Annotated in this window: 16 protein-coding genes and 3 pseudogenes; 4 read left to right on the top strand and 15 right to left on the bottom strand. The window is 66.3% G+C overall.

All coding sequences use genetic code 11. The features are described from left to right. Positions 1–26 precede the first annotated feature (26 nt). From ACV7NQ_RS37280 to ACV7NQ_RS37270, 3 genes are all read left to right on the top strand, one after another. On the top strand, positions 27–743 hold the full coding sequence (locus tag ACV7NQ_RS37280) for a response regulator transcription factor (RefSeq protein WP_463363832.1): 717 nt from the start codon (positions 27–29) through the stop codon (positions 741–743). Continuing rightward, positions 740–2,260 carry a sensor histidine kinase gene (locus ACV7NQ_RS37275; protein WP_463363831.1) on the top strand — a complete coding sequence of 507 codons (1,521 nt, stop codon included), beginning with the start codon at positions 740–742 and terminating at the stop codon, positions 2,258–2,260. Before ACV7NQ_RS37280 ends, ACV7NQ_RS37275 begins: the two co-directional genes overlap by 4 nt. Before the next feature lie 110 nt (positions 2,261–2,370). Further along, positions 2,371–3,603, top strand: coding sequence for a bifunctional glycosyltransferase family 2/GtrA family protein (locus ACV7NQ_RS37270; protein WP_463363830.1), 1,233 nt, complete (start codon positions 2,371–2,373; stop codon positions 3,601–3,603). 164 nt (positions 3,604–3,767) lie between these two features. Here the strand turns inward: ACV7NQ_RS37270 and ACV7NQ_RS37265 are convergent, their stop codons facing one another. The 12 genes and pseudogenes from ACV7NQ_RS37265 to ACV7NQ_RS37210 all read right to left on the bottom strand — a co-directional run bounded on the left by ACV7NQ_RS37265 (position 3,768) and on the right by ACV7NQ_RS37210 (position 15,586). After that, positions 3,768–3,920, bottom strand: a complete 153-nt coding sequence (locus tag ACV7NQ_RS37265; protein ID WP_463363829.1) for a hypothetical protein — start codon at positions 3,918–3,920, stop codon at positions 3,768–3,770. Then, positions 3,917–4,156, bottom strand: coding sequence for a response regulator transcription factor (locus ACV7NQ_RS37260; RefSeq protein WP_463363828.1), 240 nt, complete (start codon positions 4,154–4,156; stop codon positions 3,917–3,919). Before ACV7NQ_RS37260 ends, ACV7NQ_RS37265 begins: the two co-directional genes overlap by 4 nt. Positions 4,157–4,550: 394 nt before the next feature. Continuing rightward, positions 4,551–5,363: pseudogene (locus tag ACV7NQ_RS37255) on the bottom strand (UTP--glucose-1-phosphate uridylyltransferase); the annotation flags it as partial. Between the two features lie 518 nt (positions 5,364–5,881). Further along, positions 5,882–7,345: an NAD-dependent succinate-semialdehyde dehydrogenase gene (locus ACV7NQ_RS37250; protein ID WP_463363827.1), complete on the bottom strand. Its 1,464-nt coding sequence runs from the start codon at positions 7,343–7,345 to the stop codon at positions 5,882–5,884. 6 nt (positions 7,346–7,351) lie between these two features. Next, a complete protein-coding gene (locus ACV7NQ_RS37245; protein WP_463363826.1) occupies positions 7,352–8,584 on the bottom strand; it encodes an iron-containing alcohol dehydrogenase family protein in 1,233 nt (410 codons plus the stop codon). Then, positions 8,584–9,510: an NAD(P)-dependent oxidoreductase gene (locus ACV7NQ_RS37240; RefSeq protein ID WP_463363825.1), complete on the bottom strand. Its 927-nt coding sequence runs from the start codon at positions 9,508–9,510 to the stop codon at positions 8,584–8,586. The genes ACV7NQ_RS37245 and ACV7NQ_RS37240 overlap by 1 nt, the downstream gene beginning before the upstream one ends. Next, positions 9,507–10,994: an aldehyde dehydrogenase gene (locus ACV7NQ_RS37235; protein ID WP_463363824.1), complete on the bottom strand. Its 1,488-nt coding sequence runs from the start codon at positions 10,992–10,994 to the stop codon at positions 9,507–9,509. Before ACV7NQ_RS37235 ends, ACV7NQ_RS37240 begins: the two co-directional genes overlap by 4 nt. Next, positions 10,982–12,088 (bottom strand): mandelate racemase/muconate lactonizing enzyme family protein, encoded by a 1,107-nt coding sequence (locus ACV7NQ_RS37230; protein ID WP_463363823.1) that lies wholly within the window; start codon positions 12,086–12,088, stop codon positions 10,982–10,984. Before ACV7NQ_RS37230 ends, ACV7NQ_RS37235 begins: the two co-directional genes overlap by 13 nt. Next, positions 12,085–12,642: a formaldehyde-activating enzyme gene (gene fae / locus ACV7NQ_RS37225; RefSeq protein WP_463363822.1), complete on the bottom strand. Its 558-nt coding sequence runs from the start codon at positions 12,640–12,642 to the stop codon at positions 12,085–12,087. Before fae ends, ACV7NQ_RS37230 begins: the two co-directional genes overlap by 4 nt. 26 nt (positions 12,643–12,668) lie before the next feature. Next, positions 12,669–13,250, bottom strand: a complete 582-nt coding sequence (locus tag ACV7NQ_RS37220; protein WP_463365970.1) for an MFS transporter — start codon at positions 13,248–13,250, stop codon at positions 12,669–12,671. A gap of 11 nt (positions 13,251–13,261) precedes the next feature. Next, a complete protein-coding gene (locus tag ACV7NQ_RS37215) occupies positions 13,262–14,491 on the bottom strand; it encodes an IS110 family RNA-guided transposase (protein WP_463365473.1) in 1,230 nt (409 codons plus the stop codon). Positions 14,492–14,680: 189 nt separating this feature from the next. Then, positions 14,681–15,586: an MFS transporter gene (locus ACV7NQ_RS37210; RefSeq protein WP_463363821.1), complete on the bottom strand. Its 906-nt coding sequence runs from the start codon at positions 15,584–15,586 to the stop codon at positions 14,681–14,683. A 144-nt stretch (positions 15,587–15,730) separates the two neighbouring features. Here ACV7NQ_RS37210 and ACV7NQ_RS37205 point away from each other — a divergent pair, with 144 nt between their 5' ends. Continuing rightward, complete coding sequence (locus ACV7NQ_RS37205) at positions 15,731–16,567, top strand: IclR family transcriptional regulator (protein WP_463363820.1); 837 nt, start codon at positions 15,731–15,733, stop codon at positions 16,565–16,567. Positions 16,568–16,610: 43 nt separating this feature from the next. On the opposite strand, the pseudogene ACV7NQ_RS37200 reads toward ACV7NQ_RS37205, so the two are convergent. The 3 genes and pseudogenes from ACV7NQ_RS37200 to ACV7NQ_RS37190 form a co-directional block, all read right to left on the bottom strand. After that, positions 16,611–17,240 (bottom strand): annotated as a pseudogene (locus ACV7NQ_RS37200) (M20/M25/M40 family metallo-hydrolase); the annotation flags it as partial. Positions 17,241–17,370: 130 nt separating this feature from the next. Continuing rightward, the gene (locus ACV7NQ_RS37195) at positions 17,371–19,566 is read right to left on the bottom strand and encodes an NtaA/DmoA family FMN-dependent monooxygenase (protein WP_463363819.1); all 2,196 of its coding nucleotides are present in this window, start codon (positions 19,564–19,566) and stop codon (positions 17,371–17,373) included. Continuing rightward, positions 19,566–19,883 (bottom strand): annotated as a pseudogene (locus ACV7NQ_RS37190) (LLM class flavin-dependent oxidoreductase); the annotation flags it as partial. The gene ACV7NQ_RS37195 and the pseudogene ACV7NQ_RS37190, both read right to left, overlap by 1 nt. Positions 19,884–19,959: the final 76 nt, after the last annotated feature.

Genomic DNA, 19,959 nt, shown 5'->3' with positions numbered 1-19,959 from the left:
ATCGGTTGCCGCGCCAATCTGTGCTTATGAGCAGCAATACTCCCGAGGCACGGGTGCTCGTCATCGATGACGAACCGATGATCGTCGAACTGTTGGCGGTGAGCCTGCGTTTTCAGGGATTCGAGGTGTCCACCGGCATCAGCGGTGCGGAGGGCCTGGCCAGGGCCCGCGCAGACCGTCCTGACGCGCTGATCGTGGACGTGATGATGCCGGGCATGGACGGGTTCAGCCTGCTGCGCCGCATGCGCGCGGACGGCATCAACACTCCCGTGCTGTTCCTGACCGCCCGCGATGAGGTGGACGCGAAACTCACCGGTTTGAGCCTTGGCGCGGACGACTATGTGACCAAACCGTTCAGTCTGGAGGAGGTCATCGCACGGCTGCGCGCGATCCTCCGCAGGGCCGGACACCTCGCGCCGCATGCCGAGTCCTCGCGAATCAGGGTCGGCGACATCGAACTCGACGAGGACAGCCACGAGGTGTGGAAGGCCGGTGCGCCGGTGTCGTTGTCGCCCACCGAGTTCACCCTGCTGCGGTACTTCATGATCAATGCGGGCAGGGTGCTGAGCAAACCGAAGATTTTGGATCATGTGTGGCGCTACGACTTCGGCGGCGACGGCAATGTGGTCGAGTCGTATGTGTCGTATCTGCGCCGCAAGATCGACACCACCGAACCGAAGCTGATCCACACCCTGCGCAGCGTGGGTTACGTACTGCGCGCACCACAGTCGAGCCGGACATGAGACTGCGCGAGAGGCTGGCGCGGCGGGTGTCGGCCATACCCCTGCGGGTCGGTCTGGTCGTCGCCCTGATCGCGTTGGCGGCACTGGTACTTGTGGCATCGGGCACCGCGGTGACGTCCGCGCTGAGCCGTTCGCTGACCGCGCGAACCGACGAGCAACTGCATGACTCCGCGCACACGTGGGCCGAGCCGAGGGCGATGCGACCGGTCGTCACCAGTGATGGTGCGACACAATGGGTTCCGGTCGGCATACCCGACCCGGGCCCGAGATCCTCAGGCGAACAGCCGCGTCGCTTCTTCGAGCTGCGCAAAGGGCCGAACGGCCAGATCTATACCAACCCCGCCGGCGAGGTGGGCGACACCGCCGCGACACCGGATATCTCGGGAACGCACGCGTCCCGTCCGACCACGGTCGGCTCGACGGGCAACTCCTCGGTGCAGTGGCGGGTGCTGACTATCACCAACCAGTACGGCTCGACCACGATCGGGCTGCCGCTCACCGACAACGAGGAAACGGTGTCGCGACTTACCTTTTTCGAGGCGGGTATCGGGACCGCCGCGCTACTAATCCTCGGGGTGGTCGGCTATCTGGTCGTCGGCCGCAGCTTGCGACCACTGCGTGCGGTCGAGGAAACCGCGGCGGCGATCGCGGGCGGCGACCTGCACCGTCGGGTACCGGTGCGCGACGTCGACACCGAGGTCGACCGATTGGCCCGATCCCTCAACGCGATGCTCGCGCAAATCCAGCACGGCGTCGCGGCCACTGAGGCGTCCGAGGAAGACGCCCGCCGCTCCGAGACCCGGATGCGCCGCTTCATCGCCGACGCCAGCCACGAACTGCGCACCCCGCTGACCACCATCCGCGGCTTCGCGGAGCTCTATCGGCACGGCGCGAGCACTGACGCCCCCATGGTGCTGCGACGCATCGAGGCCGAGGCCGAACGCATGGGCCTGCTCGTCGAGGACCTGCTGATGCTGGCGCGCCTGGATGCCAGACGACCCCTGGAACGGCAACAGGTCGACCTGCTCGCGCTGGCGGGCGACACCGTCCACAACGCGCAAGCGATCGCGGCCCGGCAGAAAACCGACCCCACCGACCCGGACCGCCCGATCACCCTGGAAGTGCGCGCCGGCGACGGCACCATGGACGTAATCGGCGACGAAGCCCGACTGCGGCAGATCCTGACGAACCTGCTCGGCAACGCCCTCACCCACACCCCTGCCGACGCACCGGTCACCGTGCGTCTGACACCGTGGGCCGACGAAGTTCGCATCGATGTGATCGACGGCGGCCCTGGACTGTCCCCCGAAGCCGCCGCCCGCGTCTTCGAACGGTTCTACCGCACCGACAGCTCCCGCACCCGCACTAGCGGCGGTTCAGGTCTCGGCCTCTCGATCGTGCAGGCACTGGCCGCCGCGCACGGTGGGCGCGTGACTGTGCACAGTGAGCCGGGCAACGGGGCCACCTTCACCGTTACCCTGCCACGCGATCTTCACGAACCTTCCAGGCTGTCCTGAACTGCCGCGAGAAACACCGCACCCGTGGCCGTTCGAACGGACCCGCGTGCACAGCAATCTCCCAGCTGCGCTGCAGGGTAGCGCGAGATTGACGATCGAGAATGGAGCACATGACACAGACAGCCACCGCCCCGCGTACCGCGGCAGACACCGGAACCAGCACGCCGGTCCTGGATGTCGTGATTCCCGTCTACAACGAAGAGCAGGGCCTGGCCGTCTGCGTGCAGCGTCTGCACGCCTACTTGACCAACGGTTTCCCCTATAGCGCCCGAATCACCATCGCCGACAACGCGAGCACCGACGCCACCATTCAGGTGGCGCACATCCTCGCCGAGGAATACGACAACGTGCAGGTCTTGCACTTGGACGCCAAAGGGCGCGGCCGCGCGCTGCGCACCGCATGGCAGGCCTCCGATGCCGAGGTGGTCGCCTATATGGACGTCGACCTGTCCACCGACCTCAATGCCCTACTCCCCCTGGTGGCTCCGCTCGTCTCCGGCCACTCCGACCTCGCCATCGGCACCCGGCTCAGCCCGAATTCCCGGGTGGTGCGCGGCCCGAAACGCGAATTCATCTCGCGCAGCTACAACCTGATCCTGAAAGCCTCACTGCGCGCGCACTTCTCCGACGCCCAGTGCGGATTCAAGGCAGTCCGCACCGATATCGCGCGGCAGCTGCTGCCGCTGGTCAAGGATGGCGAATGGTTCTTCGATACCGAGTTGCTTGTCATCGCGGAACGCGCCGGATTACGCATCCACGAGGTACCGGTCGACTGGATCGATGATCCCGACAGCCGCGTCGATATCGTCGACACCGCGCGCAAAGATCTGCAAGGGGTCTGGCGCCTCGGCCGTGCCATGGCGACCGGCGCATTGCCGCTCGACGAGCTGCGCCGCGCGGTCGGCCGGGAGCCGCTGGTCGATGGTGTGCCACTCGGGATGGTCGGGCAGGCAGTACGTTTCGCCATCGTCGGCGTCGCATCGACGCTTGCGTACGTGGTGCTGTACCTGCTGCTCCAGTCGATGGTCGGCGGACAGGTCGCGAACTTCCTGGCACTGCTGATCACAGCGATCGGCAACACCGCCGCCAACCGCGCCTTCACCTTCGGTGTGCGTGGTTCGACGAGCGCGGTATCGCACCATTTCCAAGGCCTGGTGATCTTCGGAATCGGATTGTTCCTCACCAGCGGCTCACTGTTCGCGCTGCACCACTGGGCGCCATCGGCGCTGGTGTCGCTGGAACTGGTCGTCTTGGTCGTGGCCAATCTGCTTGCGACCCTGACCCGATTCGTCGGCCTACGCTGGGTCTTTCGCGACACCTCGGCAGTGACATCCGCGGCGTGACATCCACCCAGGAGGACAGCATCTCGTGAAACTTCTCGTCACCGGCGGCGCAGGCTATATCGGCAGCGTCGTCGCCCACCAACTGAATCTCGGCAACGGCAGTGGCTACTCCAACCAGCAGGTCCTCGCTACCGTCCGCGAGGTCACCGGTCGCGACTTCCCAGTCACCACCGGTCCGCGGCGCCCCGGTGACCCCGCCGTCTGCATCGCCTCCAGCGCCAAGGCGGGTGATCAGCCCGGCTGGAAGTCTCCACCACTCGCACGTCGCGCCCGGTCTCCGTACTCCACACCCGGTCGATGATCTGCTGCTTGCTCACCACCTTCTCGGCATTTGCGAGCAGATACTGCAGCCGTCCAGATCCGGCAGCATCACATCCAGCACGACCATGTCCGGCGGATACGCCGCGGCCAGCTTCAACGCCGCGAGCCCACTGTCGGCGGCATGCACCTCGAACCCGCTCATCCGCAACGCGGCGGAGAGCAGGTCGAGAATATTCGGCTCGTCGTCGACTACCAGGACTGTCGCGGCCGGTGACGTATCGCTGTCGGGCACCGCTACAGAATAAGCAGGTCACCTCGCGCCTCCGGCCCGCATCGCCGACCGCGCCGGTCACTCACAGCAATCTCCAAGATGCGCACCCGCAGGCCCGTCTCGTTGGGCGGCGATCAGGTCGTTGGGCTGGCCCAACGAGATTGCAAACAGGCCATAACCGCAGCGATCTGGCTCGAGCTATTTGTGACAGGTCCCAGCGAAATACACCGTTGCTATGTGAATGCTGTTCTGCCACACGCACACTCATGATTGGAACAGACCGCCATCGGCGCTCGATTCGGCATAGGACCGCCTCGGCAACACTCGACGCGGACAGGAACTGTGTCATCGATTCTGTCGTGAGCAGTTCAGGGCGACCCTCGGAATGACCGAGCCCTATTTGAGATCCGGGGTCTCAGGCCGCGTCGGGTCGGTAGGTGTCGTCGACAGCCAGGCGGTGCAGTAGCCATTCACGCAGCGGCGCACCGTACTCGTCGCGCTCCAGAGCGAAATCGACTGCGGCACGCAGATATCCACCCGGGTTGCCGATGTCGTGCCGAGTTCCTTGGTGCACGACGACATGCACCGGATGACCCTCTGCGATGAGCAGCGCGACGGCGTCGGTCAGTTGGAGCTCCCCACCCGCGCCCGGCTCGATCCGGCGCAACGCGTCGAAGATCGTGCGGTCGAGGAGATAGCGTCCCGCGGCCGCGAACGTCGACGGAGCGTCCGCCACGTCGGGTTTCTCCACCATGCCGTTGACCCGCAACACATTCGGGTCGTCCGCATCGGGTTCCGGGGCGACGTCGAACACGCCGTAGGCACCCACTTCACCTTTCGGCACGTCGATCGCGCACAGTACGCTGCCACCCCACTGCCGGCGCACTCGCGTCATCGTGTCCAGCACCCCATGCGGCAGCACCAGGTCATCGGGCAGCAGTACCGCCACCGCCGTCTCGTCTACGGCCAGCGCCGACTCCGCCTGCAGCACAGCATGACCGAGACCGAGCGGGCGATCTTGGGTCACGGTCTGCACCGCCACCGCCTTGGCGGCGTTGCGTACCTTCTCCAGCAGACCGAACTTGCCGCGCCGCGCGAGGGTACTCTCCAGTTCTTGGTCCTCGACGAAATATGTTGCAAGACCCTGCTTTCCAGGCGATGCCACGATAACCATCCGATCGGCACCGGCGTGCGCAGCCTCCTCCGCGACCAGTTCGATGCCCGGTGTGTGGAACCCGACGGTAAGAACCCCACCTGTACAGACCCTGGGAGCAGCCTGCCTATATCACCTGAATCGGACACCGACTCGAGCCCACTAATTCGACTCCGCGGGCACGATATTCGCCAACTCGCGACTATCCTCCGTGCGGCCGTTCAGCAGATCCGCGAAGCGACGCGCCGAGGAACCGCCAAGGTTCCATTCAAGCCGGCCGCTTCGTCGGCACGACGAAACATCTCCCCGGCGGCGGCCGTGGCGTCTACCTGTTGCGGTCTTCGGACGCGTCGGGTACGTCTACAAACCGTCCGCGCATCGGGAACGTGGACTGCGCGAATGTATTCCGGACAATCCCGGCGACCTCGCGCGGCGCGAGGTGGCGGCCGCTCGAGTCGATGAGCTGTTCGGCTTTGGGCGCCGACGGCGATCGTCGACCACCCCGACCACCCCTAGGCTGATGGAGATACGAAGCATGGGCATGATCACCAAGGACAAATGGCCCGGAATGATCACCGTGCCGTGAGGCGCGATCAGACCTCGATCGCGAGGTATTTGGTTTCGAGATACTCCTCGATCCCCGTCTGACCGCCTTCACGGCCAAGGCCGGAAGCCTTGATGCCGCCGAACGCGCCGGCGGGATCCGACACCAGTCCGCGGTTCACGCCAGCCATTCCCGTCTCCATACCCTCGGCGAATCGGATCGCACGGGAGACGTCGCGGGTGTACACGTAACCGACGAGCCCGAATTCGGTGCTGTTGGCCATCGCGAGTGCTTCGGCCTCGGTGTCGAAGGTATAGACGGCCGCGACCGGACCGAAGATTTCCTCGCTCGCCAGTCGCGCCGAAACCGGCACATCGGTGAGCACTGTCGGCTGGTAGAAGTAGCCGGCACCGCCCGCGGCCTGCCCGCCGGTATGCACCCGTGCTCCGCGTGCGATCGCCTCGCCGACGAGTTCGCCGACCTTCGCCAACTGCTCGGCGTCGATCATCGGCCCGACCGTGCTCGCCGGATCGAAGGCGTCGCCGGTGACGAGTGCTTCGAAGCGTCCGGTGAGTCGCCGAGCGAACTCCTCGGCAATGCCGCGATGCACGATGAATCGGTTTGCCGCGACACAAGATTCGCCGGAATTGCGCATCTTCGCCAGCATGGCGCCCTCGATCGCCGCATCCAGGTCGGCATCGTCGAATACGACGAACGGACCGTTCCCGCCGAGTTCCATCGATGTGCGCAGCACGCGATCGGCGGCTTGCCGCAACAGGATCGAGCCGACCGGAGTAGAGCCGGTGAACGACACCTTGCGCAGCCGGTAGTCGGCCATCAGCGCCGCGGACTGCGCACCCGCCTCGGTGGTCGGCACGAAATTGACGACACCGGCCGGGATTTCGAGCTCCTCGAGCACCTGCATCAGCAGGGCGAGCGTCAATGGCGTCTGTGCCGCGGGTTTGACGAGGCAGGTGCACCCGGCCGCGAGCGCGGCGCCGATCTTGCGGGTTGCCATGGCCAGCGGGAAGTTCCATGGGGTGATGAGCAGCGACGGGCCGACCGGGACCTTGGTAGTCACCACCCGATATCCGCCGTTGGGCGCCGGCGCGTACGTTCCGGTGATGTGCGCGGCCTGCTCGGAGAACCATCGGAGGAATTCGGCACCGTAGGTCACCTCGCCGCGAGCCTCGGCAAGCGGTTTACCCATCTCGAGGCTGATCACAGCGGCGAATTCCTCGGTCCGCTCGACAACTCGCTCGAACGCGCGCCGCAGCAGCTCGGCACGATACCTCGGAGTCGACGCACCCCACTCCGCTTGGGCCGCATGCGCCGCGGTCAGTGCCGCCATCGCATCCTCGACGCTCGCATCGGCAATGTCGGCGATCACCGCGGCAGAGGCCGGATTGTGCACGGGAAACCGTGCAGCGGTGGATGATTCACGCCACTTGCCGTCGATGTACAGATCGGCCGGCAGCGCTGCGGCGAGCGCGAGCGCGGACTGCAATTCCATTTGATTCTACCGCTCCTTGGTCGCGGACAGGCTCGCACGCAGCATGGCCGTCAGTTCATCACGGGTCGGCCGCCGCGGAGTGTTGTTGGTGACGGCGTCGTCGAGGGTCTTCGTGACGATCGTGTCGATCAGGTCCTCGGTCACGCCCACGGCGCCGACGGTGGTGGGCAAACCGACCTCGGCGGCGATTTCCGCGATCAGCCGCACCGCCCGTTCCGCCGGGCCGTCCAGGCCAACGGCACGCAGGAGATCGCCGTATCGTGCTGGTGCGGCATCGATTCCGAACACCAGCACCGGGCCCGCGATCGACGCCAGCGCGACGCCGTGCGGGGTGCCGGTGGTCGCGGTGATGGAGTGCCCGATTCCGTGGACGAGACCGAGCCCGCTCAGCGTCAATGCACGACCGGCCAGGTGGGCGCCGATCATCATCTGACTGCGCGCCTCGACATCGCTGCCATCCGCCACCGCCCGCGTCAGCGCGGAGGTGGTGAGCCGCAACGACTCCGCGGCATACGCGCGCGAGATCGCCGTCGCGCCTTGTGACAGCAGGGATTCGGCGCCGTGGACGATGGCGTCGAACCCCGAAGCGGCTGTGATCGCGTCGGGCAGAGCGAGGGTGAGCTCGGCATCGAGAATCACCAGCGAGGGCACGGTCCGGTCGCTGCCGATGTAGACCTTGCGGTGGTTCGCGCTTTCCATCACACCGAAACCGTTGGTCTCCGCGCCGGTTCCGGCGGTCGTCGGGATCGCGGCGATCGGCAGGACCGGGGTGTCGATCTGCTCCGACCCGGTGAGCGTCTCGGCGCTGAGCTCGGTGTGGGCCAACAGCGCAACCGCCTTCGACGCGTCGAGCGCCGATCCACCGCCGATAGCGACGAGGAAGTCGGCACGGCAGTCCCTCGCCACCGCGCTGGCGACATCGAGCGACGCGGTCGACGGGTTGGGCGGGACCTCGCTGTGCACTGTCACCGCCAGGTCGTGCCCGCTGATCGATGCCGCGATGTCATCAACCATGCCGGTCTTGCGGAGACCAGGGTCGGTGACGATCAACACGCGGCGCGCGCCGTGCTCGCGGAGCAGCTGTCCGAGCTTGGATACCGACCCGAGTCCGCTCACGACCCGGCTGTAGGTCGACATATCCCAACTCTCACCGCGCACGCTGTGCGGGTACGCGCAATAGGTTTCGCGCACGCCACCGCTCTCGGCTCCGTCGCGCTGAGGAGCGCCGTGCTTGTTCATCACGCCACCTCCAGGGCACGCAGACGGAGCTGCACCTGGGCAAGGTCTTCCGCGAGCCGGATCGGTGTCATCTCCCCGGCCTCGGGTCCGTACTTCGCCAGGGCGGTGCGGTAGGTCTGCTCGACGTGCGCCGACAGCGGAGCCGGCACACCGACATCGCGGCTGAGGTCGATGGCGAGGCCGAGATCCTTGCACGCGAGCTTCATAGCGAAAGATTCGTCGTAGTCACCGTCGAACACCGATGGCAGGTCGTTGGCGAGGAAACTGCTCGCCGCGGGGCTCGCGAGCAGCGAAAGGTGCAGGGTCTCCAGGTCGACTCCAGCCTTCATCCCGATGGTCAGCACCTCGGCGGAGGCGACCAGGTGTGAGAACCACAGCTGATTGATCATCAGTTTCACCGTGTATCCCGCACCGAGCCCGCCCACGTGCAGCACTCGTTTCGGGTCGCCCATCACGTCGAACAGCGGCCGGATCCTTCCGAGCACTTCGGCATCGCCACCGACGAAGATCTGCAGCGTGCCTGCCGACGCGCCCTTCGCCATACCCGAAACCGGGGCGTCGAGCCGGGAAACGCCACGCGCGGCGAGGGTTTCGTCGACAACGCGCGCCGCGGCCGGCGTCGACGTCGACATGTCCACCCAGACCGCGCCGGCCCGCAACCGCGGCGCCATGGTGCGAATCACCGATTCGACCTGCGGCGGGCCGGGCAGCATCGTGACGACGATGTCGCATGCCTCGGCGAGGGCCTCGACGGATTCCGCTCGTCGCGCTCCGAGCGCGACGAGCCGTTGGGCCGCTTCGTCATTCACGTCGTGGACCACCAGCTGGTACCCGGCGCCGAGGAGGTTCGCCGACATGTGACCACCCATGTGGCCGAGTCCGATGAAGCCGACGAGCGGATTCGAAGTGTGTGTCATTACCGTCATTCCCAATTGATCCAGGTCGTTTTCAATGCGGTGTAGCTGTCGATGGCGTGCAGCGACTTGTCGCGTCCGGCGCCGGTGTCCTTGAAACCGCCGAACGGTGTGATGACGCTCGACTCGTCGAAGGTGTTGACCCAGACGGTTCCGGCACGCAGATGTCCGGAAACCCGGTGGGCCGCAGCGAGATCCGCGGTCCAGACCGCTGCGGCCAGGCCGTAGCGGGTATCATTGGCCATCCGCACACCGCCGTCCTCCGAAGCGAACGTCGAGACCGTGAGCACCGGACCGAAGATCTCGTCCTGTGCGATGGTGTCGTCGTTGTCGACGTCGGCGAAAACCGTCGGCTCCAGGTAATACCCGCCCGTGTCGGTGCGCACGCGATGACCGCCGGTCACCAGTCGCGCTGTGGTTCTGCCCCGCTCGATGTAGCCGGTGACGGTTGCCAATTGGTGCTCGTCGACCACGGCTCCGAACTGCGTGTTCTCGTCGAGCGGATCACCGGGTACGAATGTTCGTGCGGCGAAATCGACTATGCGCGCGAGCAATTCGTCGGCGAGGGATTCGTGCACGATGAGCCGGGAGCCGGCGTTGCAGGTCTGCCCGACGTTGTAGAAGATTCCCCAGGCGACGGTTTCGGCGATTCGCTGCAGGTCTTTCGCGCTCTCCAATACCAGTTGCGGGGATTTGCCGCCCGCCTCGATCGACACCTGTTTGCCGTTGGAGTCGGCGGCGTAACGCTGGAACAGTCGTCCGACCCGCGTCGACCCGGTGAACGCGATCTTCGCGACGTCGGGATGCAGACCCAGTGCGCGGCCCGCCGTCTCACCGAACCCCGTCACGACGTTCAACACCCCGTCCGGCAGGCCCGCCTGCTGCGCCGCCTCGGCTATGACGAGCGCCGAATGTGGCGACTGCTCAGCGGGTTTCACCACAATCGTATTGCCGGCAGCGAGCGCGGGACCGATCTTCCACGACAGGATCAGCGACGGATAGTTCCACGGCACGACGACGCCGATCACGCCGAGCGGCTCCCTGGTGATCAACGCCAGCCGTTTCGCCGGGGCGGGCGCGATCTCGTCATAGGTCTTGTCGATCGTCTCCGCGTACCACCGGACAGTGGCGGCGGTTCCCTTGGCATCCACCGCCATCGTATTCGCGATCGGCTTGCCAACATCCAGCGTTTCGGCCAGCGCGATCCGTTCGGCGACCCGCTCGAGCTCCTCGGCGAACCGCAGCATCACCGCTTTGCGTTCGGCAGGATCGAGTCCGGACCAGCGACCGTCGTCGAATGCGGCCTTCGCAGCGGCGACGGCCCGGTCGACGTCCGCGGACTGGCCGGACGTGACATTGCCCTGGCTGTGTCCGTCGATCGGCGAAATCTTCTCGAAGCTCTCGCCATCGAGGGCATCCACGAACTTCCCGTCGATGAACAACCCCTTCGGCAGCGTCAGCGACGCTGCCTTCGCCCGCCAGTTCACACTGCCCATCGTCGGCATGCCTCCTCATCGAGTTCCGCGCCGACGCCGGCGACATCGGGCACATGGACGAAACCTTCGTTATCGATCTCGATCGGACTCTTCAGCATGAAATCGCGACGCTGCGGAGTCCACCCCGGCGGGTCGTAGGGAAATTCGAAATACGGCCCGCCGCCGACACCCGCGCTGACATGGAGATTGGCCAGCACACCGATACCGTTCGTCCACGAATGCGGCGTGAACCTGCGGTTCTTGAGAATCGCCAGTTCCGCCAGCGTCCGCGCCCGCAGCATACCCACCGCGAGGACGACATCCATCTGGTACACATCGAGCGCATCGTGCTCGAGGTAGTCGATGACCTCCGACACCGAGGAGATCATCTCCCCGGCCGCGACCCGGACCCCGGTCTCCGCGCGGAGCCGGCGCAGCCCATCCCGATCGGCGTATGGAAGCGGCTCCTCGACCCAGTACACATCCAGATCCCGCAGCTGCTCCACAATACGGCGAGCGGCGACGAAATCGTGTGGCACCTGGGTGTCGCCCGCCATGCGCCAGGATTGGTTGAGGTCCACCATAATGCGCATGGAGTCACCGACGGCCTCGCGCGCCGCCCGCACCGCATCGAGCCCCGCGGCGAAGTTGTGCGGGTCGACGCGGATCTTCATCGCCTGGAATCCGGCTTCCCGAATGGCGAGCGCGGATTCCGCGCGCTGCTGCGGGGCACGCAGCTCCCCAGTCGAGGCGTAGGCCACGACCTTGCGTTGCGCCCCGCCGAACAGCTGCGCGACAGGCAGGTTCGCGGTCTTGCCGATGATGTCCCAGAGGGCCACCTCCAGCGGCCAGAAGCGCCCCGCGTGGAAGTTGATCGTCTCGATCCGTTTGACCTGCTCGACTATGTTCAGCGGATCGGTGCCGATGAACAACTCTTCATAGGGCGCAAATCCGTCCATGGTGTCGCCGGAGCCGATACCGACAATGCCCTCGTCGGTGTCGACATGCACGATCGTCGCGTCGAAGTGCCTGCGCGGGACGGGATCCCACGCCGCGAAGAACGGCGGGTCCAGCTCGAGCCGGAGCCGCTGGGTACGAATTGCGGTGATTTTCACGCCAGGGCCTCCGGGTGGGGTTCGGTCCCCGGCGCGCCGCCATCCGCCGGGGTGAAGAACGGGTTGGTGATCCGGCCGCGCGTCTTCAGCACGGAGTCGACGTCGGGCTTGCGCGCCCCGCCGTTGGCGAGCGCCGTCGCGGTCGCCAATCGGTTGTTGCGATAGACCGCCTCGGCGTCGTCGGCCTCGGGGTTCACCCACACCGCGACGACCAGACGCAGATCGGTGACCTCGTCGGCCGCGATCGTGCCGTCGGCGACGCAATCGGCGACACCGGCCGCCACCCCGGCTTGCGCTGGGCCCCAGATCATTTCACCGTGCCTGTCGCTGGCCGGCACGCCCTTCGAGACGAAGACGGTGAACGGCTGCACCGGCACGCCGGGACGCATGATCACTACGAACCGCTCATGACCCGCCGAGGGCGTTGCGAGGCTGGTGGTCCAGGCGGTCTCGGCGGCACTGCCGCGCGGACCGAGCACGGTGTTGACATGTGCCGCGTTGACGCCCGGATCGACGAACGACTCGCCGAGTTCTACACCGTTGTGTCGTGACACGCCTTTTCCTCCATAAATGCTGTCGTTCAAGCGATCTGGGTCTTGGGACTGACAGCGACCGGGTCAGCCACGGCGACATCACCGGGCACGCGGATGACGCCGCGGGCGGCACGCGAGCTGATCTCGACGAGCGACCGTCCGGTGGTCTCCGGCGCCAGGTACTGCGAGACAACGGCGCCAACGAGGCAGACCGCGCCCATCACCGCCATCGTGCCGCCGACGCTCCAGTGGTCGAGCGCGATCGGAAGCAGGAACGTGCCGACGGCGGCGCCGATCCGGCTGGCGGAGCTGGCGAAGCCGACAGCGCTGGTCCGTACCGATGTCGGGAACAGCTCCATCGGATAGACCCCGCACAGGATCGATGCCACACCGTAGGCGAACAGATAGAGGAAGAAGGAGAACGCGACCACCACGCTCGGCAGTGCGGTGTCGAACGCGACGACGAACAAGGCGAGGCCGGTGATCCACAACGGGACGATCAGCAACCTGCGCCGACCGACCCGCTCGATGAGCAACCAGCCGAGGACGGCGCCCGCGAGCGCGACGAAGGTTCCCAGCAGCGCGGCCGCGATCGGGTTGTCGAGCTTGAGCGCTTTGAGACATCCCAGGGCTTAGCTTGTCAAGCTGCGGCTTGTTGATCTTGGGTGTGGTGTGTCCAGGCGGTGGTCTCGTTGTAGAGGGTTCCGGATTTGAGGCAGCCGTGGAGGATGCCCACGAGCCGGTTGGCGACCTGACGCAGGGCGGCACGGTGGGCTAGGCCGCGGGCGCGTTGCTTGTCGTAGTAGGCGCGGGCTCCCGGCGATACGTTGAGCGCACTGAATGCTTGGGCCATCAGCGCGTCGACGAGCCGGTCCTGGTGCACGAACCGGGCCGCGACGACCTTCATTTTCCCCGAGGCGCGGGTGATGGGGCTGGTCGCGGCATAGTTCTTGCGGGCCTTGGCGCTGGCGTAGCGGGTGGGGTCGTCCCCGAACTCGGCGAGCACCCGGGCGCCGAGGATCTTGCCCAGTCCTGGCTGGGACAAGATGATCTCAGCGGCCGGGTGCCGGCCAAAATGGGCCTCGACCTCCCCTTGCAGGACTTTCACCTGCTCGTCGAGGGTGGCCAGGACCGCGACCGCGGCGCGGGTCCCTGCCGCGTAGGCCGCCGCGATGACCTGGTTGCGGCCCAGCTGCTCGCTGCGCAGGATTGCCTGGATACGGGCGGCTCTAGCGTCGAGGTCGCCGCGGCGGCCGGCCCGCTTCAGCGCGGCCCGGATCTGGTTGAGCGACAACCGCGCCGCGGCGGCCGGGTCGGGTGCCTTGCCGAGCAGCTCCAGGGCGTCGGGAGCGTCGAGGTCGTCGAACGCTTCCAAAGCGGCGGGGAAGTACTCCCGCAACGCGTACCGTAACCGCTGCGTGTGGCGGGTGCGTTCCCAGATCAACGTTTTATGTGCTCGCGCAACAACTTTCACCGCTTCTGCGGCGGGACTGTCCCCGGCGACCGGACGCAACTGGTGCGCGTCGGTACGGACCATGTCGGCAAGGGTATGCGCGTCGGCGGCATCGCTCTTCGCACCCGAAACGCTGCGGCGTTCCCGGAACCGGGCCGCCTGCAACGGGTTCACCGCGTACACCGTGTAGCCGGCCGCGATCAACGCCGCGACCCACGGGCCACGATCGGTTTCGATCCCGATCCGTACCTGCGCGGCATCGGCGTCGTCGCCGAGGTGTTCACCGATCATGGCGTGCAGCCGGGTGATCCCGGCGATCCCTTCCGGTAATCGAGCCTTGGCCAGCCGTTTCCCGGCCTCATCCATCAGCTCGACATCGTGGTGGTCCTCGGCCCAGTCATCACCGACCAGCAGCACAGCTGTTCCCTCTTCATCGTTGTCGGACACCAAATCCGGCAGCGTGCGGGAGAACGTCGGCGACCTAATGAATCGGTGCTCACGCCGTCATGCGGCAGGCACGACATCCCATCAGCGATCCATTTCTCCCGGCCGACCGGCAGGGGCACGATCTCAAAGCAGGACTCGAAGTCCGGGGCCAATCAGTGCTCACCTACCAGCCGCTACCAGTAGCGAGTCTGCCCGATCGACCGACCCGCTACATCTCATTAGGACGTCGGCCTGGAAAAAGATGATCGCGAAATACGGGAGCACCAGACAGAGCCAGAACAGCGAGACGAAGACGGTGCGACCGATGTAGTCCCGCGAGAAGATCACACCGAACGTGGCTGTCTCGGCCTTCTCCTCATCGAAGTCGCCGGACTCCAATGTCCAATCCAGTTGTGCAAGAACAGCTTCTGCCTCATCACGTCGGCCCTGCGACAGCAACCACCGCGGCGATTCAGGAAGGCCGTGCCGCGCGATCAGACACAGCGCCGCGGGGATGACCGCCGAGGCGAGGACCAGCCGCCATTGCTCGGGGTAGGCGCGGGTGATCAGGTAGCCGAGGAGGAATGCCACGACATAGCCCAGGTTCCAGGCGATCTGGAGGAACGAGGTGAGCCGCGCGCGCAGCGAGGTCGGCGCGAACTCGGTGATCAACGGCGAACCGATGGCGTAATCCGCGCCGACCGCCAGGCCCATGATCAGCCCGAGCGCGAACATCTGCCACGGCGCCTGGACGAAGAACATCAGAACCGACGCGACCGCGAAACCGGCGAGGTCGGCGAGAAACATGACCTTGCGGCCGAGCTTGTCGGTGATGTAGCCGAAAGTGATTGCGCCGACGAAGATTCCGATCAGCGTCGCGGAGGATATCAGCCCGGCCCAGGTCGATGAGACGTCCAGATCGTCCTTGAATGTCTGCAACGCCATCGTCACCGCGATCACGGCGAAGATGTAGCCGTCGATAAACATACCGCCCGCGGTGACGGCGGTGAGCCTCTTCAGGAATCGCCAAGCCTTCGGCCCGACCACGGGTTCGGCAGGTGGACCTTGGATGTCGGCACTACTCATGACAACACAACTTTCTTCCAGCTGAGTGGTGCGTCACGATCGCCCAGCAGTTGTGAGGCACACCACAGTGATGTAGTCCAAGCTAATTGAGACTTTGACATCTGAGCAATAGACGTTGCACGATAATCAACAAGGAGGTGCGCCATGCCGGACCAACGCACATACAGCTCGGGCCTGATCCGCGACGTCGACTTACTCGAGGTCCTGGCCAAGCCCGAGGCGGCCGCTGCAGGCCTCGGGGTCTCGCGAATCGCCGAGCTCGCCGGACGTGACAAGGCGCAGGTGTCACGTGCGTTGGCCACGCTTGCCGAGGTCGGCCTGGTGTCACGGGACGAGGAATCGAAGGCGTACCGGCCCGGATGGCGGCTGTTCGCGCTCGCGACGCACGCCACCGAAACGCACCTTGCGCATCTGAGCGTGCCGTTTCTGCGCAGGGTCGTGGCGGGGCTCAACGAGACCACTCATCTCTGCGTCCTGCGTGGCAACAAGGTCCTGACCCTGCACAGTGAGCTCGCGTCGCATGCGTTTCGCGGAATCGGTTGGGAGGGAACGTCGGTCGACCCGTACACCACCTCCGCCGGGCGTACGCTAATGAGCAATTGGGACGACGGGACGCTGGCTCGGTGGTGGGAGTTGTTCCCGCCCGAGGAACCCGCCGTACCCGCGCCCAGCGCCATTCCGGCGAGCAATGCCGGGACATCGCGCCCGCCGAGTCCGACGCTGAGCGCACTGCTCGAGCACGTCGCGCTCATCCGGGAACGCGGATACGCCTCGGTGGACGAGGAATTCGAGCCGGGCCTGGTCGGCGTCTCCGCGCCGGTCTACGGATTCCGCGGCGACATCATCGCCGCGATAAACGTGTCCGCTCCGAAACAGCGGCTCGGCAACCACTTACAGGTCGCCGGCGAGTTCACCCGAAAGATCGCCGACCAGATGTCGGCCTCCCTCGGCGCAACCCAAGGGAGTCGAAGCCCGGCGTGACAAACGCTGCCCGCATGATGATATCGCCGATGGTGAAGTCCGGGGATTCCGACGCCAGCTGCTGACGCAGCAGCCCGATGGCGACCTGAGCGACCGTGAACGCATCCGCGGCGTTGACGCCACGCTCCGGGTAGGCCGCCGCGTGCGCGGCCTTGCCGTGGAAGGCGATGTGGCTGTGCGACACCGCGAATGGTTCGGCGCGGGCGACATCGACCGGGCCGGGGTGCGCCATCGCCGCCGCGTGCAAGCCGTCGAATCCCCCGCGCTCGAGCAGTTCGATCTTGCCGCCGCCGCCTTCTTCGGCGGGCGTGCCGATCACCGACACGGTGATGCCGAGATCGTCGGCGACGGGCGCCAGCGCCAGCGCCGCGCCGACCGACATCGCGGCGATGACATTGTGGCCGCAGGCGTGTCCGAGGCCGGGTAGTGCGTCGTATTCGGCGCACAACGCGAGTTGCAGTGGCCCGCTGCCGATGCGGGCGACGAACGCGGTGTCCAGTCCGCAGTAGCCGGTTTGGACCTCGAAGCCCGCGTCGGCGAGCGGGCCTGCGGTACGTCGGTAGGAACGATGCTCTTCCCATGCGGTTTCCGGGTGTGCGTGCAGATCGTGCGACAGATCCAGCAGCCGCGGCTCGGCGGATTGTGCGGCGCGGGTGAGGGTTGCGGCGGGGATAACAGGTCCCCCGGCACCCCGAACCCCGCAGGGCTTCAAAACCCCTTCAAAAACCCAGGGTTATTCAACAATCCCGGACCACCGTTTTCTGAGCTCAGTTTTGGTCTCAGTTGGGATGTCACCGCGGCGATCATCGGCCCACGCACCGACGTGCGGTGGAGCACGACGCCGCCGTGCTCGCTGACAGCCCCGCGTCGTCGGCGACCTTGGCGAGTTCTTCGGCGGCGGCGCGCTTGCGCTGATTGGCGGCCAGCGCCGGGTCGTGCCGGTGCGGCTGCCTGGTCAACCTCGTGGACTCGGGTGCGCTCGCACCGGCCCGGTAGCGCCCCGAAAGCCAGCCGCCGGCAAGCGGACTCCAGGTCAGCACGCCGAGGCCGTACTTCTGGGCGATCGGCAGTGTGGCACGCTCGGCCGCGCGCGCGAGGATCGAGTACGGCGGCTGCTCGGTGACCGGGCGGTGCAGGCTGCGGTCCTCGGCCACCCACTGCGCCTCGACGAGCTGGTGTGGCTCGAAAGTCGTGGTGCCGTAGTAGCGGATCTTGCCCGCCGCGACCAGATCGTGCAGCGCGCGCAGCGTCTCCTCTAACGGCACGTCGGGATCCGGCCGATGCACCTGGTAGAGGTCGAGATGGTCGGTGTTCAGCCTGCGCAGGCTGTCCTCGACCGCACGGATGATCCAGCGGCGGGAGTTGCCGCGATTGTTCGGATCGGCGCCGATCTGACCGTGGAACTTGCTGGCCAGCACCACTTCGTCGCGGCGTCCAGCCAGGGCCTTGCCGACGATCTCCTCGTTCTCGCCCTGCGAGTACACGTCGGCGGTGTCGACCACGTTGATGCCCGCGTCCAGGGCCCGGTGGATGATCGTTGCGGCGTCGTCGTGGTCGCGGTTGGCCCAGGCGCCGAAGTTCATGGCGCCCAGGGTGAGTGGGCTGACCAGCACACCGATGCGGCCGAGATGGCGGAGTGTCATCGTGCGGGTTGTCACTTTCTGATCGTGGAAACGGTCTCGCGGGCAAAGGAATTCACCGGCTCCGGCAGGCCGAGATGGCCGCGCAGCGTGATGCTCTGGTACTCGTGCCGGAACAATCCGCGGCGACGCAGCTTCTGGCACCACCTGGTCGACGAAGTCGGTCAGGTAGGCGGGCAGCACCGCGGGAATGATGGTGAAACCATCAATACCGCCGGTGCGGAACCACAATTCGATGTGGTCGGCCACGGTTTTCGGGGTGCCGATCACCACGCGGTGGCCGCCGAGGACTTCGGTCAGCAGCTGCCGGACGGTATGGCCGGTCTCGACGGCGTAGCGGGTCACCGATTCGAAGAAACCCTGCGGGCCAATCCGGCCTTCCGGCAGCCGCGTCAGGTGCTGAGGCAGTGGTGCGTCGAGGTCGAGTTCCACATCAGGGTGGCCCAGCCAGCGCGCCAGCGAACGCACCGGCGCGCTGTCGGGATGCAGTCCGCCCTGCAACTCGTCGAACCGGTCGCGCGCTTGGGCTTCCGTCGCACCGATGATCGGCACCAGACCCGGCAGAATCCGGATGCTGTCGCCATCTCGACCTGATGCGGTTGCGGTAGCACGTATCTCGGTGGCGAACTCGCGCGCGCCTGTCAGGCTCAGCTGGGTGGTGTAGATCGCCTCGGCATGCGCCGCGGCGAACGCACGTCCCTGCGGCGACGAACCGGCCTGCACCAACACCGGTCGCCCCTGCGGTGATCGGGTGACATTCAACGGGCCTGCCACCGAATAGAACTCACCGCGATGCTCGACCGCGTGCACTTTGTCCTGGTCGGCGAACCGACCGGCCTGCTGGTCACCGATGATCGCGTCGGCTTCCCAACTGTCCCAGAGCTTTTCGGTCACCTCGACGTACTCCACGGCACGCCGGTACCGCTCGTCGCGCTCGGGCAGTTCGGCCAGCCCGAAGTTGCGCGCCGCGTTCGGTTCGAAGGTGGTTGCCACATTCCAGCCTGCCCGGCCGCCGCTGATGTGATCCAGCGACAGGATGCGGCGGGCCAGGTTGTAGGGCAGGTTCAACGAGGTTGTGGCAGTGGGGATCAGCCCGACCCGCTCGGTCGACACCGCGAGCGCGGATGTGAGCAGGATCGGGTCGAGGGTTGCCGCAGGCGCTGTGGCGATGCTCGGCTGCTGCACTGGAATATCGGGAAACAGCAGCCCGTCGAAGGCGCCGCGCTCGGCGATAGCCGCGATACGCTGATAGTGCTCCAGCCGGATGAACGCGTCTGCGGGCAGTTCCGGCTCCAGCCAGGCCGCGGGGTGATACCCGGCGCTGCCGACATTGACGAAGAAATGCAGACTGCGCGCCATCAGGCCGCTCCTTCTTCCTGTTTCCCGGCGTACTCCGGCAGCGGCAGCCCGAGGTGGCCGCGCAGCGTGCTGCTGTCGTACTCGGTTCGGAATACACCTCGCTGCCGCAGGATCGGCACCACGCCGTCGACGAAGTCGTCGAAGCCGCCGGGCAGTACATCGGGCATCAGGTCGAAGCCGTCGGCGATGCCCTTGTCTACCCAGTCGATGATCGAATCGGCGATCTGCTCGGGTGTCCCGGTCACGATGCGGTGTTCCGCGCCGCCGCCCAGTCTGCGCAATAGCTGACGCACGGTCAGGTTCTCCCGCCGCGCGAGACCCAGCGCAATTTTTCTCGAGCTCACCCACACGGTCGTGAAAACGCGGCACCGTCGCCAACGACGCGCCGAGTGC

It is taken from the genome of Nocardia sp. Tas62D01 (assembly GCF_055232035.1).
This window is presented reverse-complemented; position numbering and strand designations above follow the sequence as displayed.